The 12,194-nt window shown below is 39.8% G+C and carries 12 protein-coding genes; 2 read left to right on the top strand and 10 right to left on the bottom strand.

Annotated elements, in window-relative coordinates:
* Positions 1-189: 189 nt before the first annotated feature.
* The 7 genes from MKY45_RS09940 to MKY45_RS09910 all read right to left on the bottom strand — a co-directional run bounded on the left by MKY45_RS09940 (position 190) and on the right by MKY45_RS09910 (position 6,913).
* Positions 190-426: a nucleotidyltransferase domain-containing protein gene (locus MKY45_RS09940; RefSeq protein WP_341172876.1), complete on the bottom strand. Its 237-nt coding sequence runs from the start codon at positions 424-426 to the stop codon at positions 190-192.
* Positions 407-826, bottom strand: a complete 420-nt coding sequence (locus tag MKY45_RS09935) for a nucleotidyltransferase substrate binding protein (protein ID WP_341172875.1) — start codon at positions 824-826, stop codon at positions 407-409. The genes MKY45_RS09940 and MKY45_RS09935 overlap by 20 nt, the downstream gene beginning before the upstream one ends.
* Positions 827-1,504: 678 nt before the next feature.
* Positions 1,505-2,998, bottom strand: coding sequence for a tripartite tricarboxylate transporter permease (locus MKY45_RS09930; protein WP_042533550.1), 1,494 nt, complete (start codon positions 2,996-2,998; stop codon positions 1,505-1,507).
* A gap of 15 nt (positions 2,999-3,013) precedes the next feature.
* A complete protein-coding gene (locus MKY45_RS09925) occupies positions 3,014-3,466 on the bottom strand; it encodes a tripartite tricarboxylate transporter TctB family protein (protein WP_042533549.1) in 453 nt (150 codons plus the stop codon).
* 13 nt (positions 3,467-3,479) lie between these two features.
* On the bottom strand, positions 3,480-4,454 hold the full coding sequence (locus tag MKY45_RS09920) for a tripartite tricarboxylate transporter substrate binding protein (RefSeq protein ID WP_256706090.1): 975 nt from the start codon (positions 4,452-4,454) through the stop codon (positions 3,480-3,482).
* Positions 4,455-4,646: 192 nt separating this feature from the next.
* A complete protein-coding gene (locus tag MKY45_RS09915; RefSeq protein ID WP_042533547.1) occupies positions 4,647-5,330 on the bottom strand; it encodes a response regulator transcription factor in 684 nt (227 codons plus the stop codon).
* Positions 5,327-6,913, bottom strand: coding sequence for an ATP-binding protein (locus tag MKY45_RS09910; RefSeq protein ID WP_052485038.1), 1,587 nt, complete (start codon positions 6,911-6,913; stop codon positions 5,327-5,329). Before MKY45_RS09910 ends, MKY45_RS09915 begins: the two co-directional genes overlap by 4 nt.
* Before the next feature lie 319 nt (positions 6,914-7,232).
* Here MKY45_RS09910 and MKY45_RS09905 point away from each other — a divergent pair, with 319 nt between their 5' ends.
* On the top strand, positions 7,233-8,414 hold the full coding sequence (locus MKY45_RS09905) for a metal-dependent hydrolase family protein (RefSeq protein WP_042533546.1): 1,182 nt from the start codon (positions 7,233-7,235) through the stop codon (positions 8,412-8,414).
* A gap of 63 nt (positions 8,415-8,477) precedes the next feature.
* Here the strand turns inward: MKY45_RS09905 and MKY45_RS09900 are convergent, their stop codons facing one another.
* The 3 genes from MKY45_RS09900 to MKY45_RS09890 form a co-directional block, all read right to left on the bottom strand.
* Positions 8,478-8,816: a DnaJ family domain-containing protein gene (locus MKY45_RS09900; protein WP_052485037.1), complete on the bottom strand. Its 339-nt coding sequence runs from the start codon at positions 8,814-8,816 to the stop codon at positions 8,478-8,480.
* A 236-nt stretch (positions 8,817-9,052) separates the two neighbouring features.
* The gene (locus tag MKY45_RS09895) at positions 9,053-9,487 is read right to left on the bottom strand and encodes a hypothetical protein (protein ID WP_042533545.1); all 435 of its coding nucleotides are present in this window, start codon (positions 9,485-9,487) and stop codon (positions 9,053-9,055) included.
* A gap of 133 nt (positions 9,488-9,620) precedes the next feature.
* Positions 9,621-11,786 (bottom strand): DNA topoisomerase, encoded by a 2,166-nt coding sequence (locus tag MKY45_RS09890; RefSeq protein ID WP_193064586.1) that lies wholly within the window; start codon positions 11,784-11,786, stop codon positions 9,621-9,623.
* 230 nt (positions 11,787-12,016) lie between these two features.
* On the opposite strand from MKY45_RS09890, the gene MKY45_RS09885 reads away from it, so the two are divergent.
* Positions 12,017-12,166, top strand: a complete 150-nt coding sequence (locus MKY45_RS09885; RefSeq protein WP_175297047.1) for a hypothetical protein — start codon at positions 12,017-12,019, stop codon at positions 12,164-12,166.
* Positions 12,167-12,194: the final 28 nt, after the last annotated feature.

Genomic DNA, 12,194 nt, shown 5'->3' with positions numbered 1-12,194 from the left:
CTCCTCCTGCATTCAATAATAAATCTATCTCACAGGCAATAAAATAATTAAAATATAAAAATCAACTATGCTATAGTTAAGTGTATTTGCTTCTAAGAAGTCTTTTTATCAATAACTGCTCCTTCCGAATAAATCACCCTTCCGCTTTTCAAAATCTCCTCTTTTAACTCTTCTGGAGCATCTTCATACTTAAATCAAATCCAAAAATAGCAATGTATCTAACTCCTCTTCTAAAGCAAATGTTAATTCCACCCATTCTTCCTTCGTCATATTTGGAGCAACAAATGCTAAATCAATATCAGATTTTAGTGTATAATCCCCAACAGCTCTTGATCCAAAAAGAATAATTTTATGAATGGTATTGATACGTTGACCAACATGAGTTAACTGATTTATGATTTTTTGCTCAATCATCGTAAAATCCACTCCCTCCTTCTTTATACTTTTCTTTTAGAAATTTAAAGGTCTCCTTCATTTCAGGGAAATAACCTGCAATATTTTCATAAATATCTCTTGCCTTCTTTTCATCATATACATGGGAGGTTTCATTTCTATCACGGAGCATTTGCAGCCAAGCTTGTTCATTTTGAATCCAATCTACTGCATATGCTTGTTTTAATGTCTCTCTGGGGGATTTTGCTTCAATCCCTTCTTCTTCAAGCATTCGTTTTAACGTTTTCCAATAAAGCTCAAACGCAGTCTTAAAACGTTGAATTGTTCCATCGATAAACAAGCTATTCTTTGCACCTTCATTTAGAGCATCTTCCAGTCTTCCGATTGCTTTCTCCAAGTTAGCTAAGCTCTGCAATGTCTTTATTGCCGACATATATTATTGCTCCCTCTATATATTTAAACGCAACAAGTTTATTGTTATGTATTTTACTATAATGCACGCTATATGGGCAGACCGATGGTAATTCAAAATAGTTCGCAGAGTTAAATACTTTTTCATTAGGTCGTACTACTCTTTTAAAATATTCCCAAATATTTTATCAAAAGCATATAAAATATGTTCTATCTGATCAAACGTCTATTTGGTGAGTTGTTTTTCACGGATAGAATATCCTGCTAGCAGAGGCGGATCGTTTTGACTTTTGACTCCTGAGGAATCAGCACCATCTGAAGATTCACTTTTGCCAAGTGCTCTTCTTGGCAAAAGTTAGCTGAAGAGCGTGCCCCTAGGCAGACTAACATCGCAACGTCCTGGGGTTGCGATTACTCACCCCATCGAAAAGAGTTGTTGCAACGTCTGCACTAGTACGTCCTGGGACTGCGATTACTCGTCCCATCGAAAACATTTGTACGTCGGAAAGCAAAATGGTTCGCCACAGCGGTGCTTTACACTTCACCTTTTATTCTTTGTCAAGGGTGTTATCGAAGGAACGATCAACGCCTGTTTCTATAGAATTGAAATTACTTTTTAATGTGCGAAAGTTGAATTACAAACAAAAAAAGCGGCACCTATTTGTTAATAATAGATGTTCGCTTTTTTGTATATGATATTTTATTTCACTGCCTTTCTTCTCTTAAAAACCTTCGCAATCAATGGATAACAAAGGGATAAAACAGTCAGCAAAGCAAGAACAATCGCAATCGGAGAAGCAAATAAAATATCCATTGGAGAATCATAAACAATCATTGCTCTCTGGAAATTTTGTTCCATATCTCCTCCAACAATCAAAGCAAGAATTAACGGTACAACAGGGTAATTCAGAATACGCATCAACAACCCAATAACACCGGCAATAATTAAAATATAAAAATCAATTGTACTGTATCCAAGCGTATATGCCCCTAAGAAGGAAAGAATAAGAACAATCGGATAAAGCACATTCGGCGGTGTTTTTAAGATTTTCACCAGCATACCGACCATTAAGATATTAATAATTACTAAGATAATGTTTCCAATAAACATACTGTTGATCAGCGTCCAAATCGTATCCGGACTATTTTCAAATAACAAAGGTCCCGGTGTGATTCCAATCATAACAAGTGCTCCCAGCATCACTGCTGTTGTCCCGGACCCAGGTATCCCCATGGTCAGCATCGGAATCAGCGAGCCGACAGCCGATGCACTGTTTGCGGATTCTGGTGCAACCAGTCCTTCTACAGCACCCTTGCCGAATTCATCTTTATTTTTGGATATTTGTTTTTCTGTACTATAAGATAACAAAGAAGCAATCGTTCCGCCAGAACCGGGAAGTACACCGAGGAAGAATCCGATCGGGCCGCTTCGGATAATCGGGGCAAGCGATCGCTTCCACTGCTCCTTCGTAAACCACTTGCTCCCGATGTCCTGCCCATTTGATTTTCCAGAGTATTGCGGTTTAAGTAAATTATAAAGCACTTCCCCTATGGCATAAATACCGATGATAATCACAATAAAATTAATACCATCTGTTAAATGCGGCAATCCAAAGGTGAAGCGGTGTACGCCGGATTGCAAATCCACTCCGATTGTACTGATACCCAATCCTAAAAACATGGTTAAAAAGCCTTTAATAATATTTCCTTGCGATAAGGTCACCACAGCAGATAAGGCAAATAGGAACAACAGCAAAAACTCAGCCGGCCCAAAATTTAATGCAAAATTTGCCAGCGGTATTGCTAAAAAGATAAATCCGAAGATTGCCATCACACCGCCAATCAGCGAAGCCATCGCAGCAATAGACATCGCCTGCCCTGCCAGTCCCTTCTTCGTCATCGGGTATCCGTCAAACGTAGCTGCAATCGAAGAACCATCTCCCGGCGTATTAATCAGAATAGAGCTGCGGGAGCCTCCAAATAAAGCTCCGTAGTAAATCGCTGCCATTAAAATCAATGCGCTGACCGGCTCCATTCCAAACGTTAATGGAATAAGCACTGCCACTCCTGTTGCCGCTCCAAGCCCCGGCAGAATACCGACAATTGTACCAAGAACTGCTCCAAGTAAAAGCCATAACAAATTAGCAGGCTGGAGCGCTGTCCATAATCCATCTAAAATAATATTTACATCCATTCTCGCACTCCTCCTCTAAGGCAGACTTATTTGCAGCAGCTCTGTGAAGCCATACCAGGTTGAAACAGAAACAACCAGTGTTACAACTACATTCAAGAGCCATTTCTTCATTCCGTTTAAATAAAACATAAGTGCTCCCATAAATAATATCGTTGCAATCAAATAACCGACATGTTCAAAAATAAGCGTATATATCACGCAAATTCCAATAATGATTGCAATTAATTTAAATGATTTCAGCTGGGCAATCAGCTCTAAATCTTTATTCTTCGCATATATTTGTTTACGTACATTGACTAAATCTGCGATAGAAAATACAAGCAATCCAGCACAAACAAATAAAGGAAAAAACTTTGGTCCATCCGGGTTGCCTAATGTTGCCGGATCTAATTGTATAATCATCGTGCCATAGATAACGCTGCCAATAATAAACATGACAGGCATGGCATACCGTATTGCTACCTGCATCCTATTTTCCCTCCTAAGGCGTTAAGCCAGAATCCTCTACTATACCTTCAAAAAATTCATTTTGATCTTGTAAAAATTCCTTTGTTTCTTCACTGTTCATATAGAATTCTTCCAAATTATTATTCTCTAAATCTGTTTGCCATTCTTCTGTTTCTACCATTTCACTCAAATAAAGGTCCCAGGAAGCAATTTCCTCCTCACTCATTCCCGGAGGGCCCATGATTCCGCGCCAATGCGGAAATTCCATATCAATACCCTGCTCTTTCCAGGTTGGTATATCCGGAAATGCGTCTAGTCTTCCTGGCGATGTAACAGCTAATATATCCACTTCTCCTGCTAAATATTGTTCGGACAGGTCAGATAACGAATTGCTGGTGACATCGATGTGTCCGCCAAGTAATGCATTCATAATATCGCCGCCGCTGCTGTAAACAAGGAACTGTAATTCTGTCGGATCAATGCCGTATTCAATCACAGCTTGGACAAAGGCCAGATGATTCCCGCTTCCTAAAGATGGACTGACACCAATCACCAGCGACTTTGGATCTTCCTTCAACTGCTCCAATAACTCTGTACCGCTGTCAATCCCTGCATCTTCCCGGACTGCCACAGCAAGCCATTCCGTAGATAACATGGCTAATGGCGTAAATTCTTCATGGGTTAATTCTGTCTGACCAAGCAATGGACCTGTAATTAATAGACTGGAATTTAATGCAGCAAAATGCGCATCCTGCTGCATCAAATATTGCCAGCCTACTTCCCCGCCGCCTCCAGGCTTGTTCACTACTGTAATATCCTCTTCTACGGTCCCGTCCGCATTCATCGCCCGCTGTGCAGAACGCGCTGTCCTGTCCCATCCGCCGCCCGGACTTGCCGGAGCAATAATCTCTATGTTTTTTTCAGGAAAGGTCCCTTTCCCTTCACTGGTATTCTCTGAACATCCTGCCAGAAGAATACAGCCAATAAATAATAAGCATAAACGCTTCATGTCAACACCTCTCAAAATAAATAATTAAGTAAACGCTTTCAATGATAGGGTAATTATTGCAAACCCAAAGAGGAAAAACAATATTTCGAATTTTATTCACTTAACATTCTTTAATGCCTTTTCGTCCTTTTTATCCATTAAGTGAAAAAAAGAGAATAAAAAAACACCCTGATACCAGGATGTTTTGAGGTTTTACTGTAAAATATATCTTCTTTCCGGCCGGCCGATAACCCCATAATTTAAAATGGTAGTAGCTTCTTCGTCAGATACGATATGCTCCAAATATCGTCTGGCCGTTGTTCTTGAAATCCCGACCAGCTGGCACATTTTATCGATGGTTACCCCTTCTGGATGCTCCCTTAACGCTGCTTTTACTTTTTCTAATGTAATGGAATCAATCCCTGTCGGCAAAGGCATATTTGTCCCTTTTTCTTCTATGCTTCGCTGGTATCCCCCTGTCAAAAAATAATCGGTATCGTTCGCTTTAAATTCTCCCGTTTCTTCAAACCATATCCGATCCTTTACATATTGTTTTACCGTATTTGTAAAATCATCCACCGTCACTGGTTTAATTAAGTACTGGTATACGCCATAACGTTTTGCCAGCTGCAAATGCTGCCGGTCTGTAGATGCAGAGACCATAATAATATCCAGATCCGGAGAATGCATTCGCAGGTAATGAAGCAATTCTGTCCCTAATATATCAGGAAAATAAATATCAAGGATGATCAGATCTACTTTCTCTTTTTCTATCAGCTCCTTGAGTTCTTTGCCATTCAGCGCTCTGCCAACAACTGTGATCTCTGAAAAAGCCTGCAGATACTTTTCATGCAATAAAGCTACCCGATAATCATCTTCTGCAATAACCACATTCATTTTTTCACCTCTTCTCCTTTTGGTAAATAGATAGAAAACACAGTTCCACCTTCAGCTGGGGAAGTCACTTCCATCTCTCCACAATACTTTTTCACCGCTTCATAGACATGAAACAGACCATAGCCTCTATTTTCCCCTTTGCTGGAATATCCTCTGGTAAAAATCTGCCCAGTCTGTTCTTTCGTCATTCCCGGCCCTGTATCTTCTATATCTATCACAATATCACTTCCAACATCAGTAACCATCACGGTGATTCTCTGTTCCTCCGATTCTAGTACAGCATCCATGGCGTTATCTAATAAATTGCCAAGCATGATAGCCATATCTGCAGCAGCTATTTTCGTTTTATCCAGATGACTTGCTTCTTCTATGATAAGTGCTATTTTTTTCTCAGCCGCCTTCGCTAGTTTCCCTAATAAAATTGCCTGCGCTCCAGGGTCTTTAATGTTCTTTAACATTGGGAATGCTTGTCGCTTATCAGCGGTTTCTTCCTGAATCACTTTTAACGCTTCCTCATATTGCTCAAGCTGGATTAACCCCAACAGCACATACATCTTATTTTTAAATTCATGTGTCTGGGCACGCAGGCTATCTGCATAGCCCTCTATCTGCATCACTGTTTCTTGAAGCTGCTTCATATCTGTTTTATCTCGAAAACTGCAAATCGCACCGACAATCTGTTTATTTTCATATAAAGGAATGCAATTCGTAATAAATGTTTTCCCTTGGTAGACTTTTTCCTCATCATAGCTCGGCTTTCCAGAGAAAAGCGTCTCCGGCAGGCCAAGCAGTTGAATCGACTGCCGGAGCTCCATCGATGAATCTAGTAATGCCTTCGCAGAGGGATTAATCAAGGAAATCGCTTGCTTATCATCAATCACAATAATCCCTTCTTTTACTGCGTTTAACATGGCCTCCCGCTCACGGAACATTTCTGCGATAACTGCAGGCTCAATGCCCAGCGTATCCTCCTGAATACTTCTGGCTAAAAACAACGCTCCGCCAACGCAAAGAATCATCCCAATGGATGCCACGATAACTAATCTTGTGAGCTTACTTACTATGATAGCGTTGATCGATTCTTCCAAATACTCGACTGTAACCGCACCGATAATTCTTTCCCCGCCATTGGCATCCACCTCTTCATAGATTGGTGCAGTGGTCATAATAGCAGGTCCAAGCGCCCCTTCCCCAGACTCTGTCACATAAGAGCCATATAACAGCGTCTGGTCAAATTGCTCTGTTTCTTCCGTTATACCGATGTGGTTTTCATCTGGATGGATAATATATTCTCCGTCTCGTGTAACTACGGTCACAACCGGATTTTCTGCCTGCAGCCGCACACGGTCAATAATTCCCTGTAATTCGTCATGGTCACTGCTGCTGACAGCTTCCTCCAAAGCCGGCATAAAGGCCAGTCCATTAGCCGTCTGTCTGGATAATTGCTTGTATGTATCCTGGGCATTGCCAATCTCAAAATAAGCAAACACAGAAATAAATAATAAAATAAGAAAAGTAGATAAAGTCAGAAATATAAAGACAATCCGCTTTCGAATCGTCATATTTTTAATCAAAGAAAACATTTATACCTCCTTTTCTATTGATCCATGAGTCTATTTCGTTTTATGTAATGGCATTATCAGTTTATCGGAAATCTGGTGTTGGGGCAAGAGAACTAGATTCGTTGTAGCCCTGTTTCTATAAACAATATGGATTATCTCTTTTGTTCTTGTCACATGAAAGAAAACCCTTACAAACAAAATACACATAGTAGGTTTATAACATCTCCTCAATTTAACTAGAACTTTTTCTCACAATTTCTTCTCTTTTTATGATATATTGTTCTTTATTCTAAAATATTTCACACACCCTTAGAAAAACCTATCACGAGGAGAGACAAGAATGACAACCATCTTATTTAAAAATGCCAAGGTGTTTACCGGCAAAAATACGGATTTTGAAGGGATTGACTTTGCTGTAGATACAGAAGCAGGCCAATTTATCAACAAAGAAACAGCAAACGCAGATGAAACGATCGACTTAAAAGGGAAATATGTCATGCCCGGCTTAATCAACGCCCACACGCATATTATCTTAGATCCTTTCTTCAAAATCGGCGGCCTTTCTTCGGTCAATGCATCTCAGACCGGAGCCGTCGTAAACACGTATATTGCAATTGATAACCTGAATAAACTTTTAAAACACGGCGTTACGTATATACGTGATGTTGGTTCTTCTGACAACATTGATTTACAGTTATCTAAATTAGAAAAAGAAAATAAAATAACAGCCCCTGGAATTATCGGATCCGGTCCTGCCATCGTAATGACAGGCGGGCATGGCGTAGAACTCGGATGGGAGTCGGACGGCGTAGATGAGATTCGTAAACATGCCCGCACCAATATTAAAAATGGAGCACGAAATATTAAAGTCATGGCAACCGGCGGCGTCAGTATGGATGGGGAAACACCTAATGATGTTCAGCTTAGCGTCGAGGAAATGCGTGCTGCGGTGGACGAGGCACATCATAAAGGCTATACTGCCTGTGCACATGCTCAAGGAACAGAAGGAATCAAAAACGCCATCCGTGCTGGAGTAGATTCGATTGAACATGGGATTTATTTAGATGATGAAGCCATCCAGATGATGCTGGATAATGATACTTATCTTGTTCCAACCTTAATGGCACCTTGGGCAATCAATCAACATCCGGAAAAACTGCCTGATTTTATGGTAAAAAAATCACTTGCTGTTCAAGAAGCACATATTGAAAGTATTGGCAAAGCAGCGAAGGCTGGAATTAAAATCGCAATGGGGACAGACTCCGGAACTGCTTATAATGACTTTGAGAAAGGGCCCTCTCAAGAGCTTGAACAGATGGTCGATGCTGGTTTAACACCATTGCAGGCATTACAATCAGCTTCTATCAATGCAGCAGAACTGTTGAAAATAAATGATTATGCAGGCTCTATTGAGACAGGCAAGCTTGCTGATTTTATTATTATTGAAGAAAATCCATTGGAGGATATCAAAGCTGTCCAAGCGGATAAAATTGTTTATAAAAAAGGGAAGAAAGTAGAATAACTCTACAGAAAACAACTGGACTTGCAAAGGTAAGATATATCTTGCAAGTCCAGTTGTTTATATTCACCACACTTTTTTTGCGTTTTCCAAATCAGTTAAACTGATAAAGCTCTTTTGCATTGGAGGCGGACAAATGCGATTATGCATTTTTATTTGTTTATTTATTTTCTTAATATCCTTTTCAGTTTGAGCTTCCTGCACAAATACACTGATTTCCTTTTGCAGCTTCAACCATGGCGGTAAATAGCCTGCATCCTTCGCTATTTTTTGAAAATGCTGGAACGTATCCTTTTCCATATAATCCTTCGTTAGCGGTTTTCCCTTTCCCGGCAAATTCTTTTCATAGCTATAATCGTTCTCTTTAATCATATCTCCAATTAAATCATTGTATTTCCTTTCCAAATAAATCCCCCCTGCTCTTATTTGTTTAAGCAATCCAATGAACCATTAAGATCAAGTGAATTTAAATAATACTTCTACTTTTCAGTATACTGTTTAATTATATATCGCGCTATTAATCTTCTTTATTATAAAAAAATGAAACGTGCTATGCTTTCTTAACAACTATCTCCACATAAAAAAGCTGCCCCATAAAGTAAAATACCTCATGGAGCAGCCAGACTGCATTGCAGTAACATCTATTGTGACATTTTTTTCTTTTCGGAGAAGAGCTTCCCTCTTTCCAGCCATTTTTGTTTGGCTTCTTTCCTTCGCTTTACTTCTGCTTTTACAAGCTTTGGATAAGTATCTTCAGCAAAGTCCTGGACGCTGTCCCAATCTGAAAAGAAAAGAACCTTCATATCTCTGGAGCCATCCTCATTACGGCGTTTATTCAGGCAAACACCAAAAATCCGGTTCGATTCCTCAATCATTTGTTTAAATAAAAGGGGATGTTTTTCCTGATCTCTGTACAGTTCTTCCATCATTCCCATATAATGCGAATCGTAATGATGGAACGGCATTTCGGAATCAATGCTTTTACTGCTGCGATAAACTTTACGGTTGTTTGCGTAAATCCATATTAAAGTACCATAATCCAGATTTTCCTTTGTACTTACGATAACTTTTTTCATGTTTGTCATCCTGTCTAGAGGAAAATTTAGCATGGTAAATATTATTCTTAAAATCTCCGTTTATTAAATAATGCTACCTCTACTCTTTAGTATACACTACTTTCACTTTAAAAGCTTGAAAACTTCGAAGAACCTACTTTGAAAACTCCATTTTCCAGCTGTAGTAGTCGTTTTCTTTATTCTTTTCATAGCTTAAATAAGCATTGAATTTCTTTCCTTTTTTACTTGTCAGACCTTTCACAAAGACTTTCTTATCCTTCAACAGTTTTTTCACCATGGTTTTCGTCGGCTTCTTCCGCATCGAAGCTAAATATTTATCATTTTTCCAAATGGCAAATGTACAGCCCTGCTTTCGGTTGCTGCAGCTAAAGGCTTTATAGCCATCTATTACTTTGCCGCCGCACTGCGGACAGGTTCCCACTACTTCATTGGTTGCCCGTGTCTGCGTTACCTTATTGATAATAACGTCCTCTCCATGCTTGATTGTTTCAACGGATTCTGATGTAAAATGAAAAACGAGCCGGAGAAATTCCTGCTTGTCCGCTTTTCCTTTTTGAATATCCGATAAGGCTTTTTCAAGACGTCCGGTGAACTCTAAATCAAATAAATCTTTTACAGGAAAAGTAGTAACCAGCCGTTTACCAAGCTCTGTACAAAGCAAATGCTTGCTTTCCGTTGTAATATAGCCTATATCCTTCAACTTTTTAATGGTTTCGGCTCTTGTTGCAGCAGTGCCAATACTAAAACCGGTCAAAATACTGCCCATCAGCTCCTCGCTTTCATCCTCCTGGTAGCTTTTCCCGCATGTTTCCATGACACGCAGCAAGGTTCTTTCAGTATGATGCTTCGGCGGCTTGGTAACATGGGAAGTGACTTCAGAATTGCTCACCTGGACACGCTCCTGCTTCTCCACCGATGGCAGCAGGGTATCCTTAGATTGGATGTTCTCTACTTTTTTCCACCCTTCCACCAGCTGTACCTTCCCTTTTGAATGAAAAACACCAGATAAATCCACATCCAGAATTTTGGTAGTCAGCTTTGTCTCTTCATATTCTGCTATCGGCATAAATTGCATAATAAAGCGGTTTTTGATGGCTGTGTAGACAATTCCTTCATCTGCCGAGAGCCGTTTAGGCTTCATATAAGTGGGAATGATCGCGCTGTGACTTTCCACTTTGGCGTTATTAAAGACACGCTTTGTTTTCATAAACTTCATTTCATCCTTATAAGGAAGCTCTTCGGAATGCACTTTTAAGACATGGGCTGTTTTTCCAACCAGGCTCTCTTCTAAGGCGGTACTCGCAGTTCGCGGATAGGTAATCAGTTTTTTCTCATAAAGTGACTGAGCCACCTTTAGCACCTTATCAGATGTCCATCCCTTGAACTTATTCGTTATAAACCCCTGCAAATTGGATAAATTGAATAGAAACGGCGGAAATTCCTTTTTCTTTTCCACCTGCTTATCGGTAATTATGGCTTGTTTGTTCTGAATCGCTTCGTTAATTGGCTCCAATAACTCTTTTTTCTTAAATTTATCCTCTTTGTTTTCGACATAAGTCCCTTCGTATTCGTGGTTAGCCGCCGTTTGAAAGGTTGCAGTCAGTTTAAAATAATCCTCTGGCTTAAAATTTTCAATCTCTTGATCGCGGTCATAGATTATTTTTAGAGTTGGAAGCAGCACCCGGCCTATATTTAACGCTTTGCTTTTACCCTGCTGATATTTTAACGTTGCTACGGATGTCAAGTTAATACCGATAACCCAATCGGCCCATTGCCTGCTGATTCCCGCATCGCGCAACGGCTTCATCCTATCGTTTGATTGGAGGTTTTCCAGGCCCTGCAGTACTTCATTTTGCGTCCATTCGTTTAAAAGCAGGCGATACACAGCTGCCTTTGGCTTCACCCCGCCCCGATAGATGATACTGTCTGCAATCAGCTGTCCTTCCCGGTCGTAATCACACGCTGAAATAATTTCGTCCACATCATTCCTCTTCATTAAAGCGTGAATCGTTTTTAACTGTTTTGCAGCTCCGCCATCTGTCTGCGCCCGATTTCTTGGATTGCTTTTCACTTTATATTTAAATTCAGAAGGGATAAAAGGAAAATTATCCATTTTCCAACTTCGCATTTTCCCATCATAGTCCTTTGCATCATACAGCTCGACAAGATGGCCAAATGCCCAGGTAATCACATAGCGCTCCCCTTCAAAATAGCCGTCTTTCTTCGATTTTATATTTAATGCATCTGCAATATTTTTTGCGACAGATGGTTTCTCTGCTAAGATTAATCGGACTCCCATTTCGAATTCATCGCCTTTCCTTAAAAGCCATATCAGCTGGTTTTTCGCTATCATTTTTTATATTAGAAACATTCGTTCGATATCTTATTATGCCATAGATTTCACTTTTTTTCTAATAGATACCTAAAACCGCAGTTTATCATTCGTGCTCGCTTATAATTTATCGTTATATGGTTAAACTAGCTTCATTAGTGATTGTAATCACCATATTTACTTACAGGAGGTGGCCCATGTCTGAGCAAAATAAAAATCGCAACAAGGATAAAGGAAAGCAAAATAATCGCAATAAACACAATAAGACAGGCAATGATACAGAGTTTGCGAGTGAAAATAGTGAATTTCTGAACTTAGACAATAAGAAAAACAAACGAAAAAGGTAGCATCTTTACGAAAGGGCTGAGTGACCAG

The organism is Oceanobacillus sp. FSL K6-0251 (assembly GCF_038004725.1).
In the GTDB taxonomy this organism is placed as follows: Bacteria; Bacillota; Bacilli; order Bacillales; family Amphibacillaceae; genus Oceanobacillus; species Oceanobacillus oncorhynchi.
The sequence above is the reverse complement of the archived record's forward strand: the minus strand, read 5'-3'. Positions and strand labels throughout refer to the sequence as shown.